Genomic DNA, 14,242 nt, shown 5'->3' on the forward strand with positions numbered 1-14,242 from the left:
AAGACCAGGATACTTATATCTTTTTCCATCCATTTTCGCGCTTGATCCGCCCGTCGAGCCGCTGTCAAGGCAACCGCGCCGGCGAACTAGCCCCATATCAGAAAGCTGGGAGTTTCCGGCTGTCTAATTTGATTTGCCTGTAATTAGATTCCTAGCTGCTTCCATCTCCATGTCCCTTTCTACGAGTACGTCCGCTATCGAATAATTGATCTGGTGGGTCGGCAGGACTCCCCGGCCGATAGGATGCTTCTTGTATTTATAGCCGATGTGTATATTAGGAGAGATACGAACCATTATTTTGCTATTCAGAAGCTGGACAACTATGTTGTCACCCCCGGTTGGTCCCTCATAGGCCCCGCCGCTTTCTTCACCGATAAATATGGCATTGGTAGCTCTCTTGATGTCTGCAATTAAGTCTGCCGCGCTCGAAAAGCTCACGCCATTCATCAGATGAGCGCCATCTGTTGCTGCTCGCTGCCTCCTTCGTTGTTTCTGAGGTCCAATATCAGGTTCCTGATCTGCAAGTCCTTCGTTCTGGTGAATGCAGCACTCAACAGCGAATCAAAATTTGGGTCGGTCTTCGAGTAAAAGGAGCGGGGAACGGAAAGCGTAGCGTACCTCCGAACTTACTTTTTCCTCAATCGAACGTGCTAGAATGCGTATACCATCTTTGAGGGTACGCACCTGGAGAACTAGGAGACACCGATCACCCTAATTCAGACCCATACAACATACTAATAATCAAATACTTAATTCCCGCACCATTCATTCTCCCCGAATTCGGCCCTTGAGTCGGAACTCGGTAATATGGGAAAAAGCAACAGCCCGTAAATCAGTTTTACAGACTTTTGAAAGATTTGATTATTACTCTGGTGGAGATGCGGGGAGTAGTCGGCTGTATATGCCTCGTTACCCAAAGAGTCGTTCAAGACACCATAAGAACAGCAAGGTTTTTCCAGGACGACACACTTTGCGGGGATTTTCTCTTTGGAATGTAAAGAGCACATGTCTCTGCCTATAAATATCCCTTCTCTTTCCAGGTTTTGAACACAGAATAAAGATAGTCGTACGCTTCACCAATAGAAAGAAAAGTCCTCAAATCAACCTTCACGCCTCTCTCACTATAATAGACATCAAACACAGTGCCATTTTGTTCAACAACCATTCTTTCGGGAGGTGTGCCTCCTTCCAAACTGTACATCTCTTCTGAAGCGTCTAATTCGTTCAATTTTGCCAGTAGTTCAACCTTATCCATTATTATTTTAGGGTACACTAAGAAACTCACTCAATGCCACGCAGTCATTGCGTCGGTATCGATAAAGGATATGGGAGAACGGCTTCCGATAGTCTTCCGGATCATTCATCAACAGAATATAACGTGGTTACGCCAATCTAACTGATTTTCTTCCATTACCGAGAAAAGAACCCCGTTGTAACTTCGCCCGTTGCAATAGGCATTCGTAGTGCTAGGTAGCTGCTTGAATGTTCGATAATACTCAATGATGAAGTTGTTAAGTGAAAAAAATAGTCGCCTTAGCCATGATTCATCCACGCTCAGAATTCGTCTTTCCTCTTCCCACATACCCGCAACGTATCTATTTGATTCGATTCGTACCGTGTACATCATTTTAGTCGCTTCAGTTTCAAACATTTCAAACGTAAAAAGGAATGGAGTATCGAGTCCGAAAGCTGTACCCCAGGGTGGAAGCGGTGAAAAGCAACTTAGCTTGTATTGGTAGCTTATTTCTGACATTTAAGACTCATTGTTTGAAGAAAAATAGCCTAATCCATCATCTTGTACAAATCTTCCCACCTTTTCGAGTGAAAAAAGGAACACAGTTTAACACTATGCTCAAAACACGCTAATTTCCAAGTGGCCGATTTCCCCATTGGCAACTACATTTTTTCCGAAATCTTACGCTGGTGGATATTCGGCAGAAGTTGACCATTAGATTTCGTAGTGGGTCAGCGCCCCTGTAATTCACTGTAAGAAGCATTATGTCCACCTGATAGCTTTCCTCTTTGAAAGAATAAGGGTCGTCGGAGAAAGTTGTCTCCGAGATAAAGCTGAACCTATTGTCTACCCAATACTTGAATGAGCCATTTCACCGTTGAGCCGCCTGGGCGGTGATAAAGGCTAAAAACCAGGATGCTTTTTTATTTCGGGCACTAAGGGATGATGATCCCGAAAGTTATCCGCGTTACAGATCGCAGTGTTACCAACAAGCTGTCCTGTCGCCACCCAGATTGAAACGCTGCTCAACGACTCACAACGTTATTACCGTCGTATTACACCTGTGAAATTTCGTCAATCATTCAATTGAAATTACTAGAATCCGTATTTTCCTCCCCATTTTGCCATTTCATTAAATATGGGTTTCAAGCTTTCGCCCAAATCGGTAAGGAAATATTCTACCAGTGGCGGGAATTGATTAAACAATTGATCAAAAAATGAACCCGTCGCATTACCACTGCTGAATAACAATACCAAGTTGCTTGTCAGTGATTGCGAATTCCCTCGCTCCCCATGGGCGGAGCGTTACCTTGTTGAGATTAGGATGCAGGAGATTTGGATACTTCGATGAAATTTGATTGTAAACATTTTCAATGTCTTCCGTTACCAGCCGGAATTCGGGATGATGTTCGTCTGCCAGGCCCGCATCTTCAAACAAGTTGATGCGCAGCTCTCCTTTCTCGATCACGCAAAATGGTCGGTGTGTTTTAATTTCATCGTGGGTGATTGTAAACCCGAGACAGTCTACAAAAGTGGTCAGGGCGTCCCGTATATCTATATAAAATACATTCGGAACTAGTTTAGTAAATTTAATTTCGGACATAGCTGATCAGAGTGATGACGGTTTGAAGATATGCCCAGGTCGCCAGATTTGAAAAGGGACATTTGAGGGGTAATAAACACTTTCTCAAAGCCAGGATCGCGATAGAAATTCCTGGAACGCTCAAAATCCTTGCATCCAACAAACGGCCTGATTGATATCGATTTATGAACCATGATTTTCGATTAAGTGAACGGCAAAATTATCGCTCGCACACGACTAACGCTATTGATTCAAATCAAGAAATGCGAGGTTTCATAATCGACTTCCTCACACGGCTCAATGTTTCGGGGGTTATTTGAAGGTAAGAAGCGAGCATTTTCAGCGGAAACGCCCGAATAAGCTCAGGGCGCTGATTGATCACCAAGTTGTATTTCTCATTCGGGGACATCGCCCTTTCCAAAAATTTCATTCTTGATGTGGCCCCTTCCAGTGCTTTGTTCAATTGAAGGAATGCCAGCGACCGACCTATGAGATAGTGCATCACATTCAGATCCATTTCAAGAATTATGCACTCGCTGTAAGCGCTAACAGTCAACTCCGAAGGAATTTGTGAAATCAGACTCTGATAATTGGTAAACCACTCACCTACAACGTGCAGATCGACAACCTGATTGCCATCAGGAAGCTGACGGTATTGAAAAGCGGAGCCTTGTATAAGGAAAAAAATGGATTTGCAAACCTGTCCTTGCGGCAGCACTACTTCATTTTTTGCTAGTTTTCTTTGCATAACCGAAGCTTCAAACAAGCGGATATCATCGTCAGTGTAGTGACCCGTCGTACACAGAATGTCTGAAACTTTCATATTTATCAATATAGAACGCGGCAATGATAAAAATAATCGTGTACGCTAGAATTAGAAAGAGGCTATTGACCAGGATCCTCTGCCAGAGTAATTTATGTTTCGATTCCACGGTGATGAGTCAAATTACAGTCCTTTTTCAACTTCAAAACCGAGCAGACAAGCTATTGAGCAAGCCCAGGAGAAAGATTATATCAAAGTTACGTAAAAGGTGAATTTGTTTCGAACTATCAAAGCTTTCTCCGCTGGGAAGTGACTATGCTCCTCTGAGCAAAGCCATCAACAGCTGGCAACAAACAAAATCTCCGCCAGCATTGTATCTTTAGAGCCTGGGCAACTGACCAAAAACAGGAGAAGAAATGAGCCTCAACAACAAGCTGATACTTGAAAGTGCCAATAAAGCCATTTCTCGTACAAGCAATGGGAGGTTCTGACGAAATCGAGCGATTATGAACGATAATTGAGAAATAAAAATGAGCCAAATTGCCAAACAGTTGGGCTGATTCGCGAGGAGTTTTGAACACGAGTGTTGCAACTTTGCATTGTCAATATCGACAGCAATGTCTAACAAATATAAAAATGAAACGTACAGCAAAAGCCCATTGGGCAGGAAGCGTGAAAGAAGGTAGAGGAGAGCTCACTACTCAAAGCGAGATTTTAAACAAAACAAATTTTAGCTTTAAAACCCGGTTCGTTGGAGGCGAACAAGGAACCAATCCCGAAGAACTCCTGGCAGCAGCACATGCTGGGTGCTTTACAATGGCGGTCAGCTATGCACTGACGGAAAAGGGGTTTGCAGCAATTGAGCTGGATACTGAGGCAACTGTATCCATGGATAATGCGGGCATAACCGGCGTGCACCTTTCAATTTCGGGAAATGTGCCGGGGCTTGGCTCCGAGAAGTTTGAAGCAATCACGAAAGAAGCAGAAAGAAACTGTCTAATTTCAAAAGTTTTGTCTATTCCTGTGTCATCGCAGGCACACCTTGTGTCTCTATAATTGTTTCTTTCAAGGCAATTCTAATGGTCACTGATTATAAAAAATTCGACTTGTATGGCGAAACCGTCCTTCAAAGGGTGAATGTAAAGTCGTCTTTTGAATTTACGTTCCCCGTTGCCGAGCAAGCCTGTTTCTTATACATGTTGAAAGGAGAAGTGGAATATCAGTCAGGGGCTGATCACTTGAATATTCCGGCCCACCAGTCCCTGCTTCTAAACTGCCTTAAAGCAGGCAATCAAATCAGGGACATCCATTCCAACGACAGTAGTGAAATTGTGATTGTTACATTCCACGCAGAAATCCTCAAAAGAGTTTATGAAAAGGAGCTTCCACTTGTATTTACAAAAAATGATCAAATAACTAATCAGCAGCGCGGGGTAATCAATAATGACTTTCTGATTCAGAAGTACATCGAAGGCTTGCTCTTCTATTTTGAAAATCCATCGTTAGTAAGTGAGGATATTTTGATATTGAAGCTGAAAGAAATAGTGCTTTTGTTGTCGCAGACACAACAGGCAGACATCGTACAGACCATATTATCCCAACTATTTTCACCAACGACCTTCACCTTCAAGCAGATTGTAGAGGCTAATTTATTTTCACAGATTAGCGTAGAGCAGCTGGCTCAAATGAACAATTTGAGTACTTCCTCATTCAAAAGGGAGTTTAGAAGGCTCTATGATGATTCTCCCGCCAGTTATATCAAAGCAAAGCGCCTGGAACGGGCAGCACAGCTACTTTCGGCTTCTAATGAACGTATATCGAACGTTGCTTTCGATTGTGGGTTCAATGATCTGGCTAATTTTACCAAAAGCTTCCGCCATAAATATGGTGTGTCACCGACCAATTATCGTTCGAAGTTCAATCAAAGCTAAGGGGAGTTATGCCCCAATTTTGCCGGCGTCTCAGGAATAGGTCACCGCTGACCCAAATTGCCAAATCATTGGACTAGCCTGCAAAGTTATTTTGCTGCCTGTCAGGCAACTTTGCAGTGTTAATCAAACAAAACAAAATTATGGGATTGTCATATTTAGGTATTTTTCATACCGTTATTGGTGTCGTTGCCATTGTTGCAGCGGTTGTGTCTTTAGTAAAGAGCGCTAAAATTGATCTGGGCAGGTTGTCCGGGAAAATCTATTTTTACTGTACTTTGGTTACCTCACTCACTGCATTGGGGCTATCGAGTGTCAAGGGTGTCAACCCCGGTCATATCCTTGCCTTGCTAATCATGTTATTGGTACTCGTGGCTTACTTTCTCTATTTGAAAAAGCCAGGAAACCGCCGGTCTCGTTTTTTTGAAAACTTCCTTTTTTCCCTCAGTTTCTTTTTGTCCCTACTTCCGACTGTCAATGAGACATTTACCCGAGTTCCGTTAGGGCATCCTCTGGCAAACGGGCCGCAGGATCCACTGATTGCAAAAACGCTTCTCTTACTCTTTGTCCTGTTTATCGCAGGCTCGATTTTCCAATTCAGAAAGCAAAGCCGGATCAATAGGTTGATCACCAATCACCCTCGTTCTGGCTACAAATCAGCTTGATTTGGCTACAATCGCACCCCGACAAACCTGAAATTTGGTTTCTCAAATTTCAAAGTAAAAACAGATGGAAGCAAAGAAAAGTAAAGTAGCGCTGGTGACAGGTGCCAATCAGGGAGTGGGATACCAAGTGAGCAATATCTTCGCTCCTTCCGCAGCAAATAACCTTGCTTCTGATTCACCCATTCCACCGGCAACTCCGGTGATGATCTTTGTTTCCTAATCCTGCCATGACTTTATTGTTTTGATTCAAGGGCAAAATTAGGTTGACCTATTCGGGCAAAAATTGACACAGATCAATGAATTCGCTTGTTTCAAATCAAACTGACAGTTGCTCGGTATTTCCTATTTGTAAGAAAATACTAATTTCGGGTAGCCTTAACAGACCAGATTCCGGCAGAACTCACCGGTTTAACCAACATGTTCGACAAGCTGCGCAAGTATATCGACCGGGTCACATCGGCCGTGATCCCCGACGAAGAATTCGTATTTATAGAAAAAGCATTTGAGGTTAAACGCCTCAGGAAGCGGCAATTTCTCTTGCACCAGGAGACGGTTTGCCGGTATATGGCATTCGTGGCCTCAGGCGCGCTGCGACAATATAGTATCGACAGCAATGGCTTTGAACATATTACAAACTTTGCCATCGAAGATTGGTGGATCAGCGACCGTGGCAGCCTTATCAGTCAGACTCCGTCCAGGTATAACATCGATGCGGTTGAAGATTCTGTGCTGCTGGTGACGACACTCGACAAGCTCAATGTCCTCAAAGAACAGTCGCTCTCCTTTCTTAAAATGGCGCACATCCTGGATCAAAACCACTCTGTCGCCTCCCAAAGACGCATTGAGGTCGGCATTACGATGACCGCAGAAGAGAAATACCGGTATCTGATGGCGGCCAACCCCGAGTTTTTACAGCGGTTTCCCCAAAACATGCTCGCTTCCTACCTTGGTCTCACCCCTGAAACAATGAGCAGGGTACGAAAACAGGTACTGGCCAGATAGTTACCAAACAAACAAAGACCGCCTCATAGTCATGTGGGGCGGTCTTTTGCTTATTGCCTTGCACCTTTCGATAGTCAAAAAAGTGACATTCGAATTGATCTATATCAACTGCATTTCTTAATCCAGGTCAAAATTCCCAGCGCGACCATGCCCCAACTTTGCATCATCGAAAGCGGCCAACAAAAAACACCAGCCGGTATTCGTCAATGACCAAATTCTTAACTACTAAACAAAAACATCATGGAAGCGACCGCCACATTGAACCCAAAAGCAGGACTTGGAGCACTTTTGACCCCGGATAACTGTGCATTGATACTGATCGATCACCAACCGTTCCAGTTTGCCGGGCTCAGAAGCCACGACACCCAAACCATCATCAACAATGTGGTGGGACTCACCAAATCGGCCAAAGCATTCGGCGTGCCTACCCTGTTTACGACGGTGGTCGAGCATCGGGGCGGGTTTTTGATCAAACAGCTTCAAGACATCTTTCCCGACCAAACGCCGATCGACCGCACGTTTATCAACACTTGGGAAGACACCCGGGTGACCGACTGGGTAAAAGCGACTGGTAAAAAGAAAATTGTCATGGCCGCCTTATGGACCGAAATATGCCTTGCAATGCCGGTTATCCAGGCATTGGGGGAAGGATATGAGGTTTACATTGTTACGGACGCATCGGGTGGCGTAAGCCTTGAAGCGCACGAAATGGCCGTGATGCGCATGGTCCAGGCTGGCGCTGTGCCGCTGACTTGGACGGTTTTTGCCTCCGAGCTGCAACGTGACTGGGCCCGCACTGAAACCGTGCCGGCGCTGGCGGAAATGCTCATAGAACACATGGGCAACGTAGGCACAAGCCTGAGCTGGGAACTGCAACTACTCGCAACGCCCCCTACCGTTTCGTCAGCGGCGCCGGAAGGTATTTAAGTCCCCAGACATCAGTACAATCATTTCGAACACAGCCCGGCGCCTTCGTGGTGCCGGCCAAACCAAGTTAAAATCATGCAGCAAACAATCGGAATTATCGGCGCCGGCCACATCGGCCAGACCGTTGCCCGTCATCTTATAAAGGCAGGGCATAAAGTTATACTTAGTAACCAGCGCGGGGTGGATGCGCTTCAAGGTCTGGTAGCCGAGCTCGGCCGGAACGCAAGGGCCGGATCGGTCCAAGATGCCGCCCAGGCGGAGATCGTTTTACTTTCATTGCCGTGGTCGCAAATACCATCCATTACCGGCATTGCCGACTGGAATGGGAAGATCGTGATCGACGCGACAAACCATTTCATCTCCTATGCGCCCGACTTCAAAGTAGAAGACCTTGGAACAAAAGCATCCAGCGAAGTAGTGGCCGGGCTTCTTCCCGGAGCAAAAGTGGTCAAGGCATTTAACACCATCTTTTACAAAACGCTTGCCGAAGATCCCCGGGTAGCCGGTGGTAACCGTGTACTTTTTGTTTCTGCCAACGATTCCGCAGCAAAAGCACAAGTAAGCCAGCTCATCGAATCGATCGGCTTTTCGCCCGTAGATCTTGGTGATCTGGCCACCGGCAGCAAACTGCAACAGGCAAAAGGGCCGCTGGCCACCCTTAACCTGATCAAATTGTAGCAAAAAAAAGCCGTAGCCCACACTGGACTACGGCTTTTTACCGGTTGACCGAGGCTACCATCCCTGCTCGGTAGGTAATACAAATACTTCCGAAACGTTCACATGGGCAGGTTGCGACACCGCGTACAGGATGCTGTTACCGATGTCTTCGCCAGTCAGGAAGGTCATCTGTTTGGCGAGCTGCTCCATATCATCACGGTATTTAGCATCGGAGATGTGGTCGTACAGTTCTGTTGCGACCGCACCGGGCTGGATGTTGGTGACACGGATCTTGAATTTGGGGGCAAGCTCCATTCTCAGACCATCAGAAAAGGCGGCGATGGCGAATTTGGTGGCACAATAGATCGAAAGCCCTTTGAAAACCTTGCGGCCGGCGATCGACGACATGTTGATGATGTGTCCCGAGTTCTGCTCTTTCAGGTAGGGCAGCACGGCGGCCGTCGAATTGAGCACGCCTTTAATGTTTACATCGATCATCTGGTTCCACTCGTCTACTTTTAAGCTCTCGATGTCCGACAGCGGCATCAGTCCCGCATTATTGACCAGAATATCAATAGTGCCATAAGCAGCAACAAGCTCTTCAACGCCGTGCTTAACGGATTCAGGATCAGTAACGTCCATTTGAATAGCAAAGGCTTCTCCGCCGGATAAAGTGATCTCATTTTTCAGCTCGTTTAATTTGTCTATTCTACGGGCGGCGATGCCGACTTTGAATCCGTTTGCGGCCAGAACTTTGGCAGTACCAGCGCCAATCCCACTTGAAGCGCCGGTTATCAGGGCTATTTTTGATTGCGTTTCCATTGCTTAAATTGTTTGAATCTGCGGTTGATAATTGTTTTTTGTTCAGATCTGATGTTACAAAGGTATACTGTGAACCTGGCCTTGCAGATGCAAGCTTCAAACCGATAATTGCGAAAAACAAACAATCTAGCATTCTCTTCGGATACAAAGAAACGGCCGGTTTTCACAGCCTACTTCGCATGTGAAACCCGGCCTTTGGCCTGATATGGAAAGTGTATGTCTACAAGTTTTCGGGCCTAAACCTCTCAGGGAATGAGATGTGCTCACCTGAAACCATAAAAGTGCGCCCACCCCGTGTGCCACCCCATTGTCATCATATTGTCCTATCCGTCACAGCTTGAACTTACCAGCACGATCGGGCCTGGTTCCAGATACCGACGGATGCCGTCGACTGGAAAATCGCTTTTTTCATAGCTCGTTTTCATGATGTGTAATTTTTGGTTGTATTAGCAAAGTTCGTGCTACCCCGCAATGCAGCCATTGCAACAAACGATCAGATCCTTTCAAATATCAAACAACAAAAGGGACACCTTGCAGCGCCCCTTTCCTGATGGCAAGATATCATTATAAAGACCTGAATGCAGACGGCGAGACCTCTGTATGCTTCCGGAAAAAGTTGTTGAAGTGGGCCGGCTCCTCAAAACCCAGCGAGTAACCGATTTCGGCGATGCTCCAATTCGTATGTTTGAGCAGCGCCTTTGCTTCGCTGACCAGCCTGGTGGCAATCAGGGCAGATGTGGTCTTACCGGTTGTTTCCTTTACGGCGCGGTTCAAATGGTTGATATGCACGTAGAGCTGGTCTGCGAAATCCTTCGGAGAGCGCATCGTAAATCGCTGATCGGTCGAATCGATCGGGAACTGCCTTTCCAGCAGCTCCGAGAAAATCGAAGTGATCCTCGCATTCGCATTGACCTGGTGGTGAAGTGTTTCGGTAGCGTCCATTTTTAGTGCAGAGTGGATCAGCTCTGTAACGTAGCTAACCAACAGGTCCTGCTTGAAACGGTAATCCGAGCCTATTTCGTCGATCATCTTCTGAAAGATCCCGCTGACAAAATCCTTCTGCTGCTCGTCCAGGATATAAGAAGGTTTGCCGCCAATGGCAAACATGGGCAGCTCACCGAGGTTACTCCTGAGCTTTTCCATAAAAAACGCTTCTTTGAAAATACAGAAGTAGCCCGCGTTCCCCTCGGCAAGCGTCTCCCACCGGTAAGGGACATTCGGGTTAAAAAATATCAGCGACGTACCCTTTACATGCAAGGTTTTGTCGGCATAATGGAAAAGATTATCGCCGGTGATCAGGCTGATTTTATAAAAATCCCTTCGCGCGTAGGGTACAGTGACCTGCCCTTGCGGGTTGACACTGTCTTCCACCACGAAAACATTGAAATCACCGATCTCGCGTTGAATGTTTGCCGGCGTTCCTGAAAATTTGTGCTGGTAAAACTCTTCAAGTGTTTCTGTACTAGCCATAGTTTTTGGATACCTTTGAGAATATGTAAAGATACACAATGCAGCCAGCCACTCAGGCGCCGCCACCTGCGTTTCTTAGCCCAAAATGGATAATTTGGACTACATAATTGCGCATCAGGTCCAGCTTATGGGCATATTCGGAAGTTAGTTCGGCAAGAAGCAGTTCAAAGATCCGGCTTACCGCAGCTGCCTGTACCCCACTCAGCTGGACTCTCCCTTTGTATTTAGCCGTAAATATGGAAAGCCGTTCGATACGTCGGGCCAGCTTTTCGGGCATAAACAACGGCGTGAATGCGCAGTAAAAGCCCTGCCGTCCCGCGAGTGAGCAGCTGCCAGCCTGCAGGGATTGCCCACTGGTAAAAAGCAGATGACCGGAGTCTTCCAGGTGCAGGATCACCCAATAACCGGGCAGTTGCCCCGCTGCAAATGGGTCTTCGGCAGCGAGGCGTTCGATCCGCCCGGCGTGGATATTGGTGGCGGTAGCTTCCATATCAATGAGCTGGTCTTATTTCTGTTTGTAAAGCACCATCCCGGCATGGTACAAAATACCTTCCCGAAAGTCGCCGTCAGCGGTAAAGCCGGTGTCATCTTTATAGTCAATATGATTGCCCGTGACTTTGTAGGAGCCCTGATAAGCGCTTTCATGTTTGCCCCTGGCTTCATCGTACCGGTTCTCGGGGAGCAGGTTATGGCGTATGTACCCGTCGGCTGTTACCCACATGCCGATATATTCTTTACTTTCCTGCACTGTTTGCTTGGTTTTCATAGCGGTTAGTTGGTTCGATTTACATTGAATGAGTAGGATCGTCAGGGTGGCCAATATGCCCGACCTGACAAGTAATCCATGCAGTTCTCATCTTTGCTATTCGTTTAAGTGGTTAAATTTTTGATATAGCAAAGGTATATTGGCCTGACAGCAGCAGGTTAGCAGCAAAGAAACAGCTTCTTGCGTAAATCAAACATTGATTCAATTTGCCAGGAATATCAGCGAATTTCTTTCCGCAAACTTCGTCCAGGCCGGCTGCGTACGAAACCTAATTACATTTAAACACGCATTAGACGATGTTTTTTGAACCATACAGATAGTCTGGATTCATCGCAGCAAGAATTCAGAAAAATCACCGAAGTACACTTTAACGGCTGTCTCTTTAAACTCACAAGCGGACCAATATGAGCCACCCTCAAAATTGAAACTGAGTAGTGAAACGTAATGGGCTTCTTTATTTTGCACACATCCTTTTCAGATTGGCCAGGTATTTCATGGTTGCAGAGGGAGTCGAATCGTCTTCACAACAGACTATAAACCAAATACTTAATTACTCATAACATTCATTCTCCCCGAATTCACCCCTTGGGTCGGAACCCGGAATGGTGGAAAAAAGCAAAAGCCCGTAAATTAGTTTTACGGGCTTTTGAAAGATTTGATTATTACTCTGGTGGAGATGCGGGGAGTCGAACGCCCACCCTATCCTATTTGATTATCAAGCAATTAGACAAAGCTATAAAAGTCTGCTCACCGAAGTGCTCACTAGATTGAGCCGACATACAATAATACTCAATCCTATGCGAATGGTAAAGGAATAAATCGAATTTCGAATACAAAAAGAGTTCAGGTCTGCTTATCGCTGAATAACCCACCAAGGTTGAACATATGGTTGCATACCCAAACTCTCACACCAAAGTTATCATCAATCTACTAGAAATAATAGTCGGCTGTATGTGCCTCGTTGCCCAAAGAGTTGTTCAAGACACCCCGGTCGTTGTGATAACTTGTGGTTATGTAAATAGGAATATTTCTCCCCTCAAACCGCTTCCAGCCCTACATTTGCCAACAGGCTAACCTAAGCATATGTCTTAGAGCGAAGCCTTTTGACGTTGGGAAGGGATAATTTCAATTCACCTGTCCAAACTTTGAACTAACCTGGCCAGGTGGTCTTTTACCTACTGCGGGACGTTGCCATTTTCACGAATCAGGTCCTTCATGCATACATATTCGTCTTCTTCGAGATTCATCATCTGTGCGTTCGTTGTTAATAGCAGGTAAAAATTGTTATCAATTTCTATCTCATACTCAAACATTTGAGTAACTATCTGATCAAACGCTAGGCCAAATTCATAATAAGTGGCAATTTCCGTCGCAATCTTGACATCCTCTTCGTTTAAACCCAGTTTCTCTGCTGCAGCAATTAATACCAGGATCGATTGTGATAATCTTTTCATATAACTATTTAACAGGAAATGCAGTAATAACGTCTCGACGCGTCGTAATTACACGAATTTTTGTGCCTTCATAGTAACCTTCGACGAGATATCTGACCGGTTAACCCTTATTTGTCATTGCAGCCCCAGCACGCCCCGTTTGCTGGCTCGAGTGAACATTTCAAAGCAGCAAGAGCGGGCCATATCAGGCATAGTGGCAGAGCAGCGCCCGGCCGGAGGTTCATAAATTAAAATCAGAAATCTGACAGTAGCTGCTTACACCGCAGTACGTACTTGTGCCAACTGTGGTTGGTACAGGCTAACAATTGTTGCTGTTCTGGTTGAAAGATTTTTTCAAATGACTTTTTAGAAATACTGTGTAGTAGCCATGAATTAAACAGTGCAGCGATGCGAGCTCCAGGTAACTGTTGTTAAATATGCCCTGTATAGCCCCGATTCGGAGCCTTGAACCTGCTTAATAAGTGCGAAGCACATAGACGCCTGGCGTTTCTGTTGAAGATATCCAATTCTTCTCTATCAGGATATCGATTAACTTCTCAAACTTCTGTTCTTTTGCTTCGGCGTTTGCTCCTTGAAAAAGGTGATAGAATTCTTCCGTGACTGGAGGTTGAACGACAATTCCTCCCTGACGCAGATCGGACAATTTGCCGTACCGTGCCTTAATTTCCGAAGCGCAGGAGGTCATTTCCGGGGAATAGCGATAGTGGGCCATACTAGAAGCGGCCCACCAGTAAATTTGTCTAAGTCCGTCAATGGCCGTCAACTCGGTTGCGTAATCGTTCCGGAAAATTATATCCTCAAAAATCCGCCTTTGAGCATGCAGCACAACCCGGAAACGGCCACGCATACAGTTCATCACGCGAAGGCGCTCTATCGGGATCCACCATTGGGTGAAAGGTTTGTCCAAGAATGCCTCAAATTCATCCAGATAGGTTGACGTGTCATCCCTGATGTCGAACATATACCTATTAT

The 14,242-nt window shown here is 45.7% G+C and carries 17 protein-coding genes and 1 pseudogene; 7 read left to right on the forward strand and 11 right to left on the reverse strand.

All coding sequences use genetic code 11. The annotated features are described in order from the left end of the window. Nucleotides 1-446: 446 nt before the first annotated feature. The 5 genes from ACTJJJ_RS20985 to ACTJJJ_RS21005 all read right to left on the reverse strand — a co-directional run bounded on the left by ACTJJJ_RS20985 (nucleotide 447) and on the right by ACTJJJ_RS21005 (nucleotide 3,639). Nucleotides 447-557 (reverse strand): S41 family peptidase, encoded by a 111-nt coding sequence (locus ACTJJJ_RS20985; RefSeq protein WP_440703473.1) that lies wholly within the window; start codon nucleotides 555-557, stop codon nucleotides 447-449. Between the two features lie 458 nt (nucleotides 558-1,015). Next, on the reverse strand, nucleotides 1,016-1,255 hold the full coding sequence (locus ACTJJJ_RS20990) for a hypothetical protein (protein WP_440702931.1): 240 nt from the start codon (nucleotides 1,253-1,255) through the stop codon (nucleotides 1,016-1,018). Between the two features lie 1,074 nt (nucleotides 1,256-2,329). Beyond that, a complete protein-coding gene (locus ACTJJJ_RS20995) occupies nucleotides 2,330-2,491 on the reverse strand; it encodes a winged helix-turn-helix transcriptional regulator (protein ID WP_440702932.1) in 162 nt (53 codons plus the stop codon). Next, entirely contained in the window at nucleotides 2,466-2,837 is a 372-nt protein-coding gene (locus ACTJJJ_RS21000; RefSeq protein WP_440702933.1) for a hypothetical protein, read from the reverse strand. The genes ACTJJJ_RS20995 and ACTJJJ_RS21000 overlap by 26 nt, the downstream gene beginning before the upstream one ends. Before the next feature lie 235 nt (nucleotides 2,838-3,072). Next, nucleotides 3,073-3,639 carry a Crp/Fnr family transcriptional regulator gene (locus tag ACTJJJ_RS21005; protein ID WP_440702934.1) on the reverse strand — a complete coding sequence of 189 codons (567 nt, stop codon included), beginning with the start codon at nucleotides 3,637-3,639 and terminating at the stop codon, nucleotides 3,073-3,075. Nucleotides 3,640-4,215: 576 nt separating this feature from the next. Here ACTJJJ_RS21005 and ACTJJJ_RS21010 point away from each other — a divergent pair. The 7 genes and pseudogenes from ACTJJJ_RS21010 to ACTJJJ_RS21040 form a co-directional block, all read left to right on the forward strand. After that, on the forward strand, nucleotides 4,216-4,635 hold the full coding sequence (locus ACTJJJ_RS21010) for an OsmC family peroxiredoxin (RefSeq protein ID WP_188937477.1): 420 nt from the start codon (nucleotides 4,216-4,218) through the stop codon (nucleotides 4,633-4,635). A gap of 140 nt (nucleotides 4,636-4,775) precedes the next feature. Beyond that, a complete protein-coding gene (locus tag ACTJJJ_RS21015; RefSeq protein WP_440702935.1) occupies nucleotides 4,776-5,510 on the forward strand; it encodes a helix-turn-helix domain-containing protein in 735 nt (244 codons plus the stop codon). Nucleotides 5,511-5,650: 140 nt separating this feature from the next. Continuing rightward, nucleotides 5,651-6,172, forward strand: a complete 522-nt coding sequence (locus ACTJJJ_RS21020) for a hypothetical protein (RefSeq protein ID WP_426295666.1) — start codon at nucleotides 5,651-5,653, stop codon at nucleotides 6,170-6,172. Between the two features lie 64 nt (nucleotides 6,173-6,236). Further along, nucleotides 6,237-6,392 (forward strand): hypothetical protein, encoded by a 156-nt coding sequence (locus ACTJJJ_RS21025; protein WP_440702936.1) that lies wholly within the window; start codon nucleotides 6,237-6,239, stop codon nucleotides 6,390-6,392. Between the two features lie 197 nt (nucleotides 6,393-6,589). After that, nucleotides 6,590-7,174, forward strand: coding sequence for a Crp/Fnr family transcriptional regulator (locus ACTJJJ_RS21030; protein WP_440702937.1), 585 nt, complete (start codon nucleotides 6,590-6,592; stop codon nucleotides 7,172-7,174). 240 nt (nucleotides 7,175-7,414) lie between these two features. Beyond that, entirely contained in the window at nucleotides 7,415-8,101 is a 687-nt protein-coding gene (locus ACTJJJ_RS21035) for a hydrolase (protein ID WP_440702938.1), read from the forward strand. Nucleotides 8,102-8,167: 66 nt separating this feature from the next. Next, a pseudogene (locus ACTJJJ_RS21040) lies at nucleotides 8,168-8,779 on the forward strand (NADPH-dependent F420 reductase); the annotation flags it as partial. A 54-nt stretch (nucleotides 8,780-8,833) separates the two neighbouring features. On the opposite strand, the gene ACTJJJ_RS21045 reads toward ACTJJJ_RS21040, so the two are convergent. From ACTJJJ_RS21045 to ACTJJJ_RS21070, 6 genes are all read right to left on the reverse strand, one after another. Then, nucleotides 8,834-9,580 carry an SDR family oxidoreductase gene (locus tag ACTJJJ_RS21045; protein ID WP_440702939.1) on the reverse strand — a complete coding sequence of 249 codons (747 nt, stop codon included), beginning with the start codon at nucleotides 9,578-9,580 and terminating at the stop codon, nucleotides 8,834-8,836. A gap of 564 nt (nucleotides 9,581-10,144) precedes the next feature. Beyond that, nucleotides 10,145-11,050, reverse strand: a complete 906-nt coding sequence (locus ACTJJJ_RS21050) for a helix-turn-helix domain-containing protein (RefSeq protein WP_440702940.1) — start codon at nucleotides 11,048-11,050, stop codon at nucleotides 10,145-10,147. A 52-nt stretch (nucleotides 11,051-11,102) separates the two neighbouring features. Next, nucleotides 11,103-11,540, reverse strand: a complete 438-nt coding sequence (locus ACTJJJ_RS21055; protein WP_426295672.1) for a hypothetical protein — start codon at nucleotides 11,538-11,540, stop codon at nucleotides 11,103-11,105. A gap of 15 nt (nucleotides 11,541-11,555) precedes the next feature. After that, nucleotides 11,556-11,816, reverse strand: coding sequence for an Atu4866 domain-containing protein (locus tag ACTJJJ_RS21060; RefSeq protein WP_440702941.1), 261 nt, complete (start codon nucleotides 11,814-11,816; stop codon nucleotides 11,556-11,558). 1,175 nt (nucleotides 11,817-12,991) lie between these two features. Continuing rightward, entirely contained in the window at nucleotides 12,992-13,270 is a 279-nt protein-coding gene (locus ACTJJJ_RS21065) for a hypothetical protein (protein WP_440702942.1), read from the reverse strand. 454 nt (nucleotides 13,271-13,724) lie between these two features. Continuing rightward, nucleotides 13,725-14,231 carry a hypothetical protein gene (locus ACTJJJ_RS21070; RefSeq protein WP_440702943.1) on the reverse strand — a complete coding sequence of 169 codons (507 nt, stop codon included), beginning with the start codon at nucleotides 14,229-14,231 and terminating at the stop codon, nucleotides 13,725-13,727. Nucleotides 14,232-14,242: the final 11 nt, after the last annotated feature.

The organism is Dyadobacter sp. 22481 (assembly GCF_052044875.1).
GTDB lineage: Bacteria > Bacteroidota > Bacteroidia > Cytophagales > Spirosomataceae > Dyadobacter > Dyadobacter endophyticus.